Below are 13513 nucleotides of genomic sequence, written 5' to 3' on the forward strand. Positions count from 1 at the left end.
GTGATGCCGCGCACAAGGTCTTACGGAGAGATCGCATCAACGACGCAATTCTTTGTCGCCAGCGGGTACTTCACGATAGATTATTGCGCATGGTCGAGCTTGATGACACTGATCTTGCGTTGCTTTCCCTGCTCGCAACCGATGGGCGTGCAACGTTCTCCGAACTGGCCACCCACGTGAACCTGTCAGTGGCGGCCACCAAACGGCGCGTCGATCGCCTGCGCGCGCAGCGGGTCATCACCGGGTTCACCGCGACGGTCGACCAGGCGGCGCTCGGCCGGCCCGTCGAAGCCTTTACCGAGGTGCGTTATGTCGGGACCTCGCAACCAGACGAGATGATCCAGGAGATGACGCAGATCCCCGAAGTCGAGTCCGTCTACACCATCGCGGGCGATCCCGACATGCTGGTTCGGGTCCGCGCCCGCGACCACGCCCATCTGCAGAGCGTCATCAATCACCTCCGCCGGGGCGGCAAGGCCACTGGGACGAAGACGATGATCGTTCTCGGTTCGTGGCATCGGTGACGGCGCTCGAGAACGTCGGCGGCACGCAAAGTTTCTAACCAAAACCGGCGACATCGATACGAACTTTGCGTATCGCGACCGAGTTTGACGTTCCCCCTGGCGTGTTCCAGGTCACACTGCTTGCATAGCAGTACTGCCGTTACTCGTCTGTCCTAGTAATTGCGACAGCGCCCACAAGGTTTCGAGTGCGGTAGCCAGATGCGCTCTGCGCGTTGCGAACTCGCTGTTCTACCTGAACGGCAGACTGAGGAGATACATCTATGCCCGGAACAGGCATATGGCGGACGAAGTCGGTCGAGCAATCCATCGCCGAGACCGATGAACCGCGCAGCAAGCTGCGCAAAGATTTGACGACCAAAGACCTGACGACCTTCGGTGTGGCGGTGGTGATCGGCGCCGGCATCTTCACGCTGACCGCCCGCACCGCCGGCGATATGGCCGGGCCGTCGGTCTCACTGGCGTTCGTGATCGCTGCGGTGGCCTGCGGCTTGGCGGCGCTCTGCTACGCCGAGTTCGCGTCGACGGTCCCGGTGGCCGGTAGCGCGTACACCTTCTCCTACGCGACGTTCGGTGAGTTCATCGCCTGGATCATCGGCTGGGACCTCATCCTCGAGTTCGCCTTGGCCGGTTCGGTTGTCGCGAAAGGCTGGTCGCTGTACCTGGCCGACTTCATCGGCGCTTCGACAACGGTCCATCTCGGGGGTATCCAATTCGACTGGGGCGCAGTACTTGTCGTCGGTGCGCTGACACTCACCCTGGCGTTCGGCGTGAAGCTGTCCTCGCGGGTCTCGGCGGTCATCACCGCGATCAAGGTGGCGGTGGTGCTCCTGGTGATCGTGGTGGGTGCGTTCTATATCAACACCGACAACTACCGGCCGTTCATTCCCGAGTCCGTGCCCAACACCGATGCGGCCGCGGGCCTGCACCAGACCCTGTTCTCGGCGATGACCGGCGCGACGGGCAGCAGCTTCGGCTGGTACGGCATGCTGGCCGCGGCGAGCATGTTGTTCTTCGCCTTCATCGGCTTCGACGTCGTGGCGACCACCGCCGAGGAGACCAAGAACCCCCAGAAATCGCTCCCCCGTGGCATTCTCGGGTCACTCGCCATTGTCACCGTCTTGTACGTCGCCGTTACCGTGGTGCTGACCGGCATGGTCAGCTACCAACAGTTGAGCACCGGTAGCCCACTGGTGGGTGACGGAAGTGCGACGTTGGCAACGGCATTCAAGGCTCATGGCATCACGTGGGCACAGACGGTGATCAACGTCGGCGCCCTGGCGGGCCTCACCACGGTGATCATGGTCATGCTCCTCGGACAGACCCGAGTACTCTTCGCGATGTCGCGCGACGGACTCGTCCCACGTAGCTGGGGTAGCACCAATAGGTCCGGCAATCCGGTGCGGATCACCCTGATGGTGGGCATCATCGTCGCAGTCATCGCCGCGGTCTTCCCGATGGGCACCCTCGAGGAGATGGTCAACATCGGCACCCTGTTCGCCTTCGTCCTGGTCTGCGCCGGGGTGATCGTGTTGCGCAAGACCCGACCCGATCTCAAGCGCGGCTTCCGTGTCCCGGGCAGCCCGGTCGTGCCGGTGCTCGCGATCCTCGCCTGTGGCTGGCTGATGATCAATCTGTCGGTGGAGACCTGGATTCGGTTCCTGGTGTGGATGGCGATCGGCATCGTCGTCTACTTGGTCTACGGACGGCGACACTCGGTGGTGGGGTTGCGGGCACGCGCGAACACCGGTGACGACGGCACGGAGAGCACGAAACTGATCGAGGTCGGCGCCGACGGCTGATCGTCGAAATCTGTTTTGGCACTGGATGTTCAGCGCAAGCTACGGAGCGGGTGAGGTCGCACCGGCACGATGGTGTCGTGACCTCACCCGCGTCGCTGTCGTTCGAGCATCGATGATGCCCGGGCGATCAGTTCGTCGGCCACCCACGCCGGTTCGACGACCTCGAGATCGAGCTGAAACGATACCGCCCACAGGATGCCAACCGCTCTTCCCCCGTCACCGAATCGCAACGTCGCGCGCACACGATCGCCATCGGTCCCTATCTCGACGACGGACAGCGTCGTGATCGGTCCATCGATTCGTGGGACATCGTCTCTCCTGCAGTCGATCACCACATCCAGCGGAGTGAACTGGGAGCGAAAGGCGACGCGACTCCGCTCCCACACATCATCGAGATCCACCTGGTCGGAACGATCCGCCGGCTCGTCGAGAACCGTGATCTCCGAGATCCGCGACACCCGGTACATCCGTTCCTGCCCAGACGAGTTGGCCACGAGGTACCACGTGTCACCGGCGACGATCAGACCGATCGGATCGAGCACCCGCTCGCGGGGTTCACGGCCACGAGCCTGATACATCACCCGAATCCGCCGACCCTCGAACACTGCTTGCTGCACCGGCGCCAACGCATCCATCGTCTGTGCCGAGCGCACAAAGCCTTCCGGACGCACCAGGATCCGCTGACTGGCCTCGGCGACCCGGCCGCGATGAACTTCCGGGAGGGCGGCCTCGAGCTTACGGAACGCACTCGCCGCGGCCGGCGAGTCGATGCGCCCGTTGCCCGACAACAGCGCGATCGCTTCGTCGAGGGTCAAGCCGGTCAGATCGGTGCGGTAGCCCTCAACCAACGCGAAGCCACCGTTGCGGCCGCGCTCGGCATAGACCGGTACGCCTGATAGCGAAAGCGCTTCGATATCGCGCAGCACCGTCCGTTCCGACACTTCCAACTCAGCCGCCAGGGCGGCCGCGGTCATCTGTCCACGGGACCGCAGCATCATCAGTACAGACAACAACCGTTCCGCGCGCATCGTCCAAGCGTGTCACGAAATCATGACAGAAGGTGTCAGGTATCGAGTGTTCACTGGATGTTGTCAGCCAAACCCACCGAAGAAGGCCACGAAATGACCACCACCCAGCCCGCCGATCCGCGCCCCGTCTACTCTGCCGCGACCCGATGGGTCACCGATCTCCTCACGAATGTCCGCGAGGACCAACTCGACTCCCTCACGCCCTGCGACGAGTTCGACGTCCGCGCCCTGGCCGGACATCTGATCGGCACTGCCGGACGTGCCGTCGCACTCGGCGAAGCCGGCGACGTGCTGGCAGTGTCCAGCCGCGATGACCGTTACGATGCCACTACCTATGAGAAACTCACCGACCGTGCCATCGAACTGTGGTCCGATGATGCGAAACTTTCTGCGCCGGTGCGTGTTCCGTGGGGCGAGGTACCCGGAGCCGGCGCATTGTGGGGTTATGTGAACGAAACCCTGGTACACGGCTGGGATCTGGCCGTGGCGACCGGCCAGGACAGTGAGCCCGACGCTGCTCTCGCCGAGGCCACCCTGGTGATCGCGAAGCAATTCATCCCGGCCGAGATCCGCGCCGACGACGCCGTGCCCTTCTCCCCTGTCGTCGAACCTCGACCTGGTGCGGGAGCGACTGAGCGCCTGGCGAATTGGAGCGGTCGGTCCTCCGAGCAGTGGGTCAGCTCGCGTTGACCTTCGGCATGATCTCCTCGGTCAGACGCTTGAGGTCGTCGATGGTCTTCGACGTGGGCACATCGCGGAACGGCGGCCACAGCAGCGGCATCGTCATACCCGCTTCCTTGTACCGCTTGAGGATGTCCTCGATCTGCTGGGCGTTGCCGGCCAACAGGTTCGACGCCTTACCGGCCGGGGTCTGATCCATGGGTTCGTCGGTGATGACGAACCAGATCATGCTGCACATGTCGAAGCCGTCGGGGAAGCCGCGGCCGAGTTCACCGAGTTCGCGCTCCATCTCGCCCTTCCAGCGCTTGATGTCCTCGGGCGAGTCCTGGATGCCGATCCAGCCCTGCAGGCCGTACTTCGCGATGCGCCTGGCCGACCGCTTCGGATCTTTGAGGCCGGAGAAGTAGATGGGCGGCCCGGGCTTCTGGAGAGGCTGGTGACCGAATCCGCAGAGCGGGAAATCGGCGAACTCGCCGTGGTATTCGAAGAGTTCGTTGGACCAGATGCCCTGCATGATCTCGATCGTCTCGCGCACGTGGCCGTGTCGCCGCGGAAACAGGTTTGTGACGCTGGCGGCAGCGAACTCCTCGGGCATCCAACCGGATCCGACGCCGACATTGAGTCGGCCGTTGGACAGGTGGTCCTGAGTGGCGAGTTCAGCGGCGAGCACGCCGGGCGAGCGGTACGGGGTGTCGATGATGCTCATACCGATGCGGAGCTTCTCGGTCTTCGCGGCCAGCCATGGGATCAGCGGCATGCCCTGGAACCACTTGCCGCGCGAGACGACCGGCAGCGCTTTGGGGAGGTCGGTCATCATGCCGAAGGGATACTCGAGTTGTTCGTGGTCGGAGGCCTCGGGCACGACAATCCGGTCCAGGGTCCACACGGAGTCGAAGTCGAGGTCCTCGGCGAGTGCGGTGAGATCCTCGAGTTCGGCGATGGTCACATGGTCGCGGAAGTTGGGGAGGTAGAGGGCGAGCTTCATCGGTCGGGCTCCTCGGTGGTTCCAGCAGATTCCGGTCATGTCCGGGTGGCCACACGCGGACACTGCCACCGACGGTAGGCACCGCTTCTCAATACGTGCTCAACCGCATCTCAACAGTTCATCAACTGCGCACGTCACGCCGTCGACGACTCTATGGTCGAGTGATGGATGACGTGTTGTGGAGACCGTCGTCGGACCGGATCGCGAAGTCCGGCCTGCGCGCATACCTGGACTGGTTGGAACAACGTGAAGGACAAGCGTTTCCGGATCACGATGCACTGTGGGAATGGTCGGTGGCCGATGTCGCCCGGTTCTGGACATCGATCGTCGACTACTTCGGTGTCGAGTTCTCGACGCCTTGGACCCAGGTACTCACCGACGAACCGATGCCGCACGCACGCTGGTTCGTCGACGGGCGACTGAACTGGGCGCAGCACGTGTTGCGTCGGGGCAGCGACGATGCACCGGCGCTGCTCTGTGTGCAGGAGGGCGGCGTGCCCGCCCGGGAGATGACGTTCGGCGAGCTGCGTCGATCCGTCGGGGCCGCCGCGGGATGGCTGCGGCGAGCGGGCGTGCGCCCCGGCGACCGCGTGACCACCTATCTGCCCAACACCGAGCATGCCGTGATCGGTGTGCTTGCGTGTGCCGCGGTCGGCGCGGTGTGGGCCTGCTGCTCACCGGATTTCGGGCCCGCAGGCACCATCGGCCGCCTGGCGCAACTCGAGCCGACCGTTCTGATCGCCACCGACGGCTACCACTGGAACGGAAAGGAGGTCGATCGCAGCGACGTCGTCGCGCAGCTGCGCGAGAATCTGCCGACAGTAGAGCATTTCGTGCATGTGGGCTATGTGTTCGACAGACCTGCTCCCGACGGCTCGACGCCGTGGGAGGAGTTGCTGACACAGGACACGCCGTTGGAGTTCGAACAGGTCGAGTTCTCCCATCCGCTGTGGGTGTTGTTCACCTCCGGCACCACCGGCGTGCCCAAGGGACTGGTGCACGGTCACGGCGGGATCACCCTGGAAGGACTGAAATGGTCGGGGCTGTATGGCGGTTTCCGGCCGGGCACACGGCTGTTCACCTACACCTCGACCGGGTGGGCGCTGTGGAACATCGAACTCGGCGCGCTGACCCAGGGTGCGAGCATCGTGTTGTACGAAGGCAGTCCAGGCCATCCGCCCGGCGCGGTATGGGAGGTCGCGGCGCGCACCCAGGCCGACGCGCTGCTGCTCGGTGCCGCCGTCGTGACCGCCTCTGCCGGCCTGGGGTTTTCGCCTCGCGAGCGGTACGACCTGAGTCGGCTGCGGCATGTCATGGTCAGCGGGTCCGCGCTGCCGTCGGCCGGCTACCGCTGGCTGATGGAGCACGTCAATCCTGATCTCCGTGTCGATTCGACCAGTGGCGGCACCGACATCTCCGGGTCATTTGTCGGGGGCAACGAATACGCGCCCGTCCAGGTCGGGCGGATCGGCGGCCGTCTCGCCGGCGTCGACTGCGCCGCCTGGAGCGATGACGGTAACCCGGTCGTCGACGAGGTGGGCGATCTCGTTGTCACTCAACCGATGCCGTCAATGCCGGTGTTCCTCTGGAACGACCCGGATCACGCACGCTACACCAGTTCATACTTCGACACCTGGCCCGGTGTGTGGCGGCACGGTGACTGGGTGACACTGCATTCCGACGGGAGTGTCACGATTCACGGTCGCTCGGACTCGACGCTGAACCGTCAGGGTGTTCGCTTGGGTAGCAGCGACTTCTACGATGTGCTCGACGGTATGCCGGAGATCGCCGAGACGCTGGTGATCGGAGTGGAGCAGCCCGACGACGGATACTGGTTGGGACTCTTCGTCGTTCCGTCGCCCGGGCACACGGTCGACGAGGACCTCGAACGGAAGATCGTGGAGACGCTTCGGAGCCGACTGACGCCACGCCATGTGCCCGACGACATCGTCGCGGCACCGGCCGTACCGCATACGTTGAACGGCAAGCGACTCGAGGTTCCGGTCAAGAAGCTCCTGCTCGGTCGGCCACTCGAGCAGGCCGCCAACCTGGCGTCCGTCGACGATCCGGACGTATTGCGTTGGTATGCGCGGTTTGCCGAGGAGCGGACTGTGCGCTGATTTGGGAATGTGCGCGTCGGTCTCGATGCGGTCGTCGCGAGCTCCTCCCTTACTCGACCAGCGAAATGGGCGACTGCGGCAGAAGGACGGTCACTGTGGTGCCGGTGTCGACCACGCTGCGCACGGCAAGGGTGCCGCCCATCGCTTCGGTGAGGCCGCGGGCGAGCGGGAGGCCCAGACCGACGCCTTCCTCACGGTCGGCGCCGAGGCGGTCGAAGGGGGTGAAGAGTCGATCGAGGAGTTCGGTTGGGATGCCGGAACCGTTGTCGTGCACGGTGATTCGCACGTCCGGTCCGTCGGCGACCCAGTCGACGGTGACGGTCCCGCCGGGTTGGTTGTAGCGGATCGCGTTGGCCACCAGGTTCAGCAGGACCTGCCGCACGCGACGGTCGTTGGCGTACACACTGAGTGGGGTGTCGGTCGCGGCTTTCAGAGAGACACGCTCGGCGACGGCGAGCGGGTCGAGCATCTCGAGCACCTCGGTGACCGTCTGCGCGAGCGGAACATCGGCGAGGGTGAGCGGTAGGGCGTTCACCTCGATGCGGGCGACGTCGAGTATGTCGTCGACCATGGAAAGGATGTGCCCAGCCGCCGCAGTGATGTGATCGAGTGCGGCCGTTCGTCGTTCGCCGTCGAGGTCGAGGGTGCCGAGCAGTTCGGCGAATCCGGTGATCGCCTGTAGCGGCGTGCGCAGCTCGTGGGCGAGGGCGGACACGAAGTCGGTCTTGGCTCGGTTGGCGGCTTCGGCGGCGTGTTGGGCGAGTTCGGCGTCGACGCGTCGTCGTCGTTCCTCCTCGGCTGCCCGCCGCCCGGTCACGTCGAGGACGTTCACCGACAACGCCCGCGCGTCTCCCCCGGCGTCCTGGATCTGCGACACGGTCACGACGACGTCGAGGACAAGGCCATCGGCGGTGCGGGTGGTCGCCTCGTACTCTTCGTGGCCGGCGTCGCGTGTTCGGGGGATTCGGTCGGCGAACAGGTCGTCGAGGCTGCTGCCGAGCAACTCCACCTCGGATCGGCCGAGGAGGGTCCGCAGCGGACGATTGACCCGGGTCAGCACACCCGACACGGTGGCCAGTGCCATCCCGACGGCGTTGTCCTCGAACGCGCGCCGGAAGCGCTCCTCACTCTCCGACAGCGCACCGAGCAGGCCGTCGTGGTCGATGGCGATCGAGGCGAGGTGGGTGAGCCGCTCGACGAGATGTTCTTCGCGAGACGTGGGTTCATGGGGTACAAGGTGATACACCGCGAAGGTGCCGGTGATGCGGTCGCGACCGCGGATCGGCGTCGACCAACAGGCCCGCAGACCGAAGCGGTCGGCGAGGTTGCGATATCGGTCCCATCGCGGGTCGAGGTGAATGTCGGCGGCCACCACCGATTCACCGCAGTATGCGGCGGTCCCGCAGGATCCCGCGCCGACGCCGATGGGCAGACCGTCGATGCCTGCGGAGTACGCGGTCGGCAACGAGGGGGCGGCACCGTGGCGCAGGGTCGCGGTGTCGGGGTCGAGCAGCAGCACCGAACAGCTCGAGCCGGGCAGCAGTTCCTCCAACGTGGTGGCGATCCCGGTCAGTACCTGCGGCAGCGGGGTGCCGGTTGCGATCTGCTCGAGGAGTTCGGTTTGGCGCTGCACCAAGACGACCGAGTCTGCGTGGTCGACTCCGCGATCGACGGAGGTCACGGCTTCCACCGGTAGCCGACGCCGCGGACCGTGACCAGGTAGCGGGCACCGAGTTTGGCGCGCAGGCGGTGGACGTGTTCGGTGACCGTCGCTTCGCTCTGCCATCCCGACGAGCTGACCCAGACCTGTTCGAGGAGCTGAGCGCGGGTGAAGACTTGTTGCGGGTGGCCGGCCAGGAATGCCAGCAGGTCGAACTCGCGGGCGGTGAGCGGCACGGGTTGACCGTCGAGCGTCACGTCGCGGGTCGCGGGGTCGAGGTGTAGCCCGGGCTGATCCGCGGTCGCCGGCGGCGACATGGCCTGGCCACCGCTGCGGCGCAGCACCGACCGGACCCGGGCCGCGAGTTCACCGGGCGAGAAGGGCTTGACCAGATAGTCGTCGGCACCCAGATCCAGACCGAGTATCCGATCCCCCTCGCCGCTGCGCCCGGACAGGATCACCACGGGTGTGGAGTCACCGGCCTCGCGGAGTCGCCGCAACAGATCAAGTCCCGACACACCGGGCAGGGAGATATCGAGGACCACCAGATCGGGTCGCAGGTCGAGAATGCGCTGCCAGGCGGCGTTACCGTCGCCCGCCTCGAACACCTGGTAGCCCTCGGATTCGAGCTGCCAGGACACCACTGTGCGGACGCGGCTGTCGTCGTCGACGACCAGCAATGACGGCGTGGTCGTCTCGAGTGCGGTGCCGGTAGCCATGGTGCTCCTCCGCGTCGGTGCGGTGTCGCAAGTCTAGTGGCGGCCATGACCAGGAGGGTCAGTTCGCGGACACCAGGTTCACATCGGTGAGGGTGCGTCCGGTGGTTCGCGGACCGAAGATCAGGATCACCGTGGCCACCAACAACATTGCGGCCGCGACGACCAGGAACAGCACCGCCGTGTTGGTGTGATGGAACAGCGGGAGCAGCACGAACGGCATCAGTGCGCTCGACAATCGTGACAGCGAGTACGTCCAGCTCGTCGCGGTGCCGCGCAGTCGCGTCGGGAAGATCTCTGCCTGATACACGTGATAGCTGTTCGAGAAGATGTTGCTGACCGCGGTGTAGAGGAAGCCGAACACCACGATCATCGTCGAACCGCTCGAGACGCCGAACAGGATGCCGAATACCGCCATGGCGCCGGCTGCGGCGATGATCAGGTACTTGCGCTCGAATCGTTCGATGAGGGGGATCGACAGCAACGAGCCGATCGGATACCCGAGGTAGGTCATGGTGAGGAAGCCGAGGCTCTCGACGATGTCGTACCCCTTGGCGGCCAGGATGATTGGTGCGAGGGTGCCGAATCCGTAGTAGCCCCACGTCTGGAAGAACTGGAAGACCGCCATCATCAGCGTGCGCGACCGCACGCCGGGTCCGAACAGATCCGAGACCTTGCCGCCCTGCTGTGTGGTCGGGGTGGACGCGGCCGGCTCGGGTAGCGGCAGATTCCGCTCGCGGGCCTGCGTCTCGAATCGGTCGACGATGGCGTCTGCCTCGTCGTCGCGTCCCACCGCGGAGAGCCATCGCGGCGATTCCGGCAACCCGCGACGAAGCGCGAAGATGATCACCGCACCCAGCGCGCCGATGATGAACAGCCACCGCCAGCCGTCGAGACCGAGCGGTTGCAGCGGCACCAGCCAGTGCCCGAGCAGTCCGGCGAGTGGGACGCCGAGGAACGACAGGGTGTAGGCCCACGCCGTGAACCGCCCACGATCTTTGGGCGGCAGGATGTCGCCGAGGTAGGTGTCGCTGACCGGCAGCTCCGCGCCGATGCCGATGCCCGCGAAGAACCGGCAGATCACCAGCATCGTCGCGTTCGGACTGAACGCGGCCAGCAGGGTGAACACCGAGTAGATGCTCATGCTCAGCAGGAATGCACGACGACGACCGAGTCGGTCGGCCATCCGGCCGAGGGTGATCGCGCCGAGGAACATGCCGACGAAGGCCGATGCCAGCAGCAGGGTGAGACCGGTGCCGCTGAGGTCGAACTGCTTCTTGAGCACGCTGCTGAGGGTGCCGGCGAGGAACACCTCGTAGAGGTCGAAGAACAGACCGAATCCGATGACGACGGTGGCCCGCCGGTGCAATGGGGTGATCGGCAGTCGATCCATGCGTGCGGCGATCGAGTATCCGGCCATGGTGGTCATCGGTGTGGTTCTCCTTCTGCGGGAAGGGGCCCTTCGTGGCTCGGCTAGCGCCTCGCACCTCAGGGATCGAGGGGTAAGCGCTTCTCGTCGGTCAGCGATCCCGACCGGACGTTCGGTCGCGACTCCGCGACACGTTAGCCATGTGAAGTAGCTGACAGCAACGCGGACAAACTGGGCTTTTCTCGCATTCCACCCCGTTCGCACGGCCGGGTCGTCGGAAGCCCGGCCTAGAGTGGATAGTCGATGACCGAAGACCGAATGCCCGAAGTGTGCGACTCGGGGCGCGTGCATATCTCTGAACCCGAACCCGCTCCGGCACCGCCGTCCGGCGCGTTCGCGTCGCTGTCGAATCCGAACTACCGCCTCTACTTCTGCGGGCAGGCGCTGTCGTTGACCGGCACCTGGATGCAGGCGACGGCGCAGGCCTGGCTGGTGCTGACGCTGAGCGGTTCGGCGTCGGTGCTGGGCATCATCGTCGCGTTGCAGGCGCTGCCGATCCTGCTGCTCGGTCCGTATGCCGGGGTGATCGCCGACCGGGTGGATCGCCGCAAGCTGATGATCATCCTGCAGTCGGTGATGGGCGTACTGGCGGCGGTACTCGCGGTACTGGCCCTCGGCGGCTGGGTGCAGGTATGGCAGGTCGGGGTGCTGGCGGTGCTGCTCGGCCTCAACAACGCGTTCGAGAATCCGGCCCGGCAGGCGTTCATCCACCAGATCGTCGGCGAGGGACTGATCCGCAATGCCGTCACCCTGAACTCGGTGATGGTCAACGCCGCGCGGGCGGTCGGCCCGGCGGTCGCCGGCCTGGTGCTCGCCGCGGTGGGCGCCGGCTGGTGTTTTGCCATCAACGCCGCGAGTTTCGCCGCGGTGGTGGCGTCGCTGGTGTTCATGAACACCGCGGCAATCCACTACGAGGAGCCCGTCCGCCGCGCCAAAGGCCAACTGCGCGAAGGACTCCGCTACGTCGCGGGCATCCCGACCCTGTGGCTTCCGCTGGTGATGATGGCACTCGTGGGCACACTCGCCTACGAGTTCCAGGTGTCGCTGCCGGCTGCGGCCAAGGAAACCTTCGTCGGTGGTCCCGAGGCGTTGGGGTTCATGACCTCGGCGATGGGCGTGGGTGCGGTGGTCGGCGGGTTGATCGTTGCGGCCCGCGGCACCACCGGTCTGCGACCGTTGACGATCGCGGCCGCCGGCTTCGGCGTGACGATCGCGATCACCGCGATTGCGCCCTCCCTGCCGGTGGCGATCGGCGCGCTGTTCTTCGTCGGCTGGCTGTCGGTGACCTTCATGTCCACCGGCAACGCGACATTGCAGCTCAATTCCGAACCGCAGATGCGGGGCCGCGTGATGTCACTGTGGTCGGTGGCATTCATGGGGTCGACGCCGATCGGCGGCCCGATCATCGGCTGGATCTCCGAGCAGCACGGCGCGCGCGTCGGCCTGGCGGTAGGTGCCGTCGCGTGTTTCGTGGCCGCGGCGCTGGGCGTCGTCGCGTGGCGTCGACGACGCCCGCATCCGCCGCGACTGGAAACCCCCTAGGGCTGCGGCTCAGCTCACCTTGGAGTCGATCCACGCGATCAGATCGGCGCGCACCTCGTCGCGGTTGGTCTCGTTGAGGATCTCGTGCCGCGCACCCTCGTAAGCCTTGAACTCGACGTCCTTCAGGTCGCCGGCGATGTAGTGGTCGAGCAGCAGATTGGCCAATGCCAGACCACCGTTGACCGGGTCCTGGTCGCCGACCGCGATCAGGATCGGCAGCGTGGAGGTCATGGCTTTGATCCGCGCCGGATCGGCGACCGGGCGGGCCTGCACGAACATATCCTTGCCCGACGCCGCGTCGAGACCGAACCCGCACAGTTCGTCGGCGACATAGAGGTCGACGATGGCTTCGTCGCGGGTCAGCCAGTCGTACTCGGTGCGGGCCGGCTCGAACGGGGCGTTGAATGCGGAGAGGTCGATCTCGGCGTCGAGGTCGAGTGCGGCTTCGAGACCGTCGAGGGCAGCGGTGCCGGACAGGACGACGGCGTCCACCCGGTCACTGTTGTCCAGGATGAACTGTTGGGCCGCGAACGAGCCCATGCTGTGCGCGATCAGTGCAACCTTGAGACCCGGGTGTTCGCTGCGGGCGTGGTCCACCACGGAGCCGATGTCGCCGACGAGTCGCTGCCAGCCGTCGTCGCCGAGGTCGCCGGGTTCACGGTCGGGGAGCACCGAGCCGCCGTGGCCGCGATGGTCGTAGGCGTACACCGCGTACCCGGCGTCGGTGAACACCTCCGCGGATTCGGCGTATCGCTTGGAGTGTTCCCCCATGCCGTGGACGATCACGATGACCGCCTTCGGGTCACCGGACGGCAGCCACCGAAGTCCGGCGAGTTGCGCGCCGTCCGGGGAGGTGACGGTGAAGGTGTCGGACATGGTGGGTGCTCCCTTGGTTCGGCGGGTGTCGTCGGATACGAACGTATCGGGTGCGGGTGACAGGGGATACTGCTTCTGGGCTGGTGGTCGACCCCCGCACCCGACACGCCGGGCAGGATCCTCACAGATTCATGGAGTAGCCTCTCCCGCGCA

The 13513-nt window shown here is 65.6% G+C and carries 11 protein-coding genes; 5 read left to right on the forward strand and 6 right to left on the reverse strand.

Going from position 1 to position 13513, the window contains the following annotated elements:
• Window positions 1–89: 89 nt before the first annotated feature.
• Both AAFP30_RS09355 and AAFP30_RS09360 read left to right on the forward strand, forming a co-directional pair.
• On the forward strand, window positions 90–524 hold the full coding sequence (locus tag AAFP30_RS09355) for an Lrp/AsnC family transcriptional regulator (protein WP_419229623.1): 435 nt from the start codon (window positions 90–92) through the stop codon (window positions 522–524).
• Window positions 525–784: 260 nt separating this feature from the next.
• Window positions 785–2323 (forward strand): amino acid permease, encoded by a 1539-nt coding sequence (locus AAFP30_RS09360; RefSeq protein ID WP_419229624.1) that lies wholly within the window; start codon window positions 785–787, stop codon window positions 2321–2323.
• An 83-nt stretch (window positions 2324–2406) separates the two neighbouring features.
• Here AAFP30_RS09360 and AAFP30_RS09365 read toward each other — a convergent pair whose 3' ends face one another.
• Window positions 2407–3351, reverse strand: coding sequence for a helix-turn-helix transcriptional regulator (locus AAFP30_RS09365; protein ID WP_419229625.1), 945 nt, complete (start codon window positions 3349–3351; stop codon window positions 2407–2409).
• A 93-nt stretch (window positions 3352–3444) separates the two neighbouring features.
• Between AAFP30_RS09365 and AAFP30_RS09370 the strand changes: the two genes are divergently transcribed.
• A complete protein-coding gene (locus AAFP30_RS09370) occupies window positions 3445–4041 on the forward strand; it encodes a TIGR03086 family metal-binding protein (RefSeq protein ID WP_419229626.1) in 597 nt (198 codons plus the stop codon).
• Here the strand turns inward: AAFP30_RS09370 and AAFP30_RS09375 are convergent.
• Entirely contained in the window at window positions 4028–5017 is a 990-nt protein-coding gene (locus tag AAFP30_RS09375) for an LLM class flavin-dependent oxidoreductase (protein ID WP_419229627.1), read from the reverse strand. The two genes, AAFP30_RS09370 and AAFP30_RS09375, sit on opposite strands and share 14 nt — an antisense overlap.
• A 164-nt stretch (window positions 5018–5181) precedes the next feature.
• Here AAFP30_RS09375 and AAFP30_RS09380 point away from each other — a divergent pair, with 164 nt between their 5' ends.
• Window positions 5182–7137 carry an acetoacetate--CoA ligase gene (locus tag AAFP30_RS09380; protein ID WP_419229628.1) on the forward strand — a complete coding sequence of 652 codons (1956 nt, stop codon included), beginning with the start codon at window positions 5182–5184 and terminating at the stop codon, window positions 7135–7137.
• A 49-nt stretch (window positions 7138–7186) separates the two neighbouring features.
• On the opposite strand, the gene AAFP30_RS09385 is transcribed toward AAFP30_RS09380, so the two are convergent.
• The 3 genes from AAFP30_RS09385 to AAFP30_RS09395 are packed head-to-tail and all read right to left on the reverse strand — an operon-like array spanning window position 7187 to window position 10942.
• The gene (locus AAFP30_RS09385) at window positions 7187–8818 is read right to left on the reverse strand and encodes an ATP-binding protein (RefSeq protein WP_419229629.1); all 1632 of its coding nucleotides are present in this window, start codon (window positions 8816–8818) and stop codon (window positions 7187–7189) included.
• The gene (locus tag AAFP30_RS09390; RefSeq protein WP_419229630.1) at window positions 8815–9516 is read right to left on the reverse strand and encodes a response regulator transcription factor; all 702 of its coding nucleotides are present in this window, start codon (window positions 9514–9516) and stop codon (window positions 8815–8817) included. The genes AAFP30_RS09385 and AAFP30_RS09390 overlap by 4 nt, the downstream gene beginning before the upstream one ends.
• 58 nt (window positions 9517–9574) lie before the next feature.
• Window positions 9575–10942 (reverse strand): MFS transporter, encoded by a 1368-nt coding sequence (locus AAFP30_RS09395; RefSeq protein WP_419229631.1) that lies wholly within the window; start codon window positions 10940–10942, stop codon window positions 9575–9577.
• A gap of 243 nt (window positions 10943–11185) precedes the next feature.
• Between AAFP30_RS09395 and AAFP30_RS09400 the strand changes: the two genes are divergently transcribed.
• Window positions 11186–12484, forward strand: coding sequence for an MFS transporter (locus tag AAFP30_RS09400; RefSeq protein WP_419229632.1), 1299 nt, complete (start codon window positions 11186–11188; stop codon window positions 12482–12484).
• 9 nt (window positions 12485–12493) lie between these two features.
• Here the strand turns inward: AAFP30_RS09400 and AAFP30_RS09405 are convergent, their stop codons facing one another.
• Window positions 12494–13360 (reverse strand): alpha/beta hydrolase, encoded by an 867-nt coding sequence (locus AAFP30_RS09405; RefSeq protein WP_419229633.1) that lies wholly within the window; start codon window positions 13358–13360, stop codon window positions 12494–12496.
• Between the last annotated feature and the right edge of the window lie 153 nt (window positions 13361–13513).

This window comes from Gordonia sp. CPCC 205515 (assembly GCF_048537925.1).
Classification (GTDB): Bacteria; Actinomycetota; Actinomycetes; order Mycobacteriales; family Mycobacteriaceae; genus Gordonia.

Excerpts from the sequence above, each read along its gene's own strand:
- AAFP30_RS09370 (WP_419229626.1), top strand. The coding sequence starts at position 3,445 with ATGACCACCACCCAGCCCGCCGATCCGCGCCCCGTCTACTCTGCCGCG.
- AAFP30_RS09405 (WP_419229633.1), bottom strand. The coding sequence starts at position 13,360 with ATGTCCGACACCTTCACCGTCACCTCCCCGGACGGCGCGCAACTCGCC.
- AAFP30_RS09375 (WP_419229627.1), bottom strand. The coding sequence starts at position 5,017 with ATGAAGCTCGCCCTCTACCTCCCCAACTTCCGCGACCATGTGACCATC.
- AAFP30_RS09360 (WP_419229624.1), top strand. The coding sequence starts at position 785 with ATGCCCGGAACAGGCATATGGCGGACGAAGTCGGTCGAGCAATCCATC.
- AAFP30_RS09395 (WP_419229631.1), bottom strand. The coding sequence starts at position 10,942 with ATGACCACCATGGCCGGATACTCGATCGCCGCACGCATGGATCGACTG.
- AAFP30_RS09400 (WP_419229632.1), top strand. The coding sequence starts at position 11,186 with ATGACCGAAGACCGAATGCCCGAAGTGTGCGACTCGGGGCGCGTGCAT.
- AAFP30_RS09380 (WP_419229628.1), top strand. The coding sequence starts at position 5,182 with ATGGATGACGTGTTGTGGAGACCGTCGTCGGACCGGATCGCGAAGTCC.
- AAFP30_RS09390 (WP_419229630.1), bottom strand. The coding sequence starts at position 9,516 with ATGGCTACCGGCACCGCACTCGAGACGACCACGCCGTCATTGCTGGTC.
- AAFP30_RS09355 (WP_419229623.1), top strand. The coding sequence starts at position 90 with ATGGTCGAGCTTGATGACACTGATCTTGCGTTGCTTTCCCTGCTCGCA.
- AAFP30_RS09365 (WP_419229625.1), bottom strand. The coding sequence starts at position 3,351 with ATGCGCGCGGAACGGTTGTTGTCTGTACTGATGATGCTGCGGTCCCGT.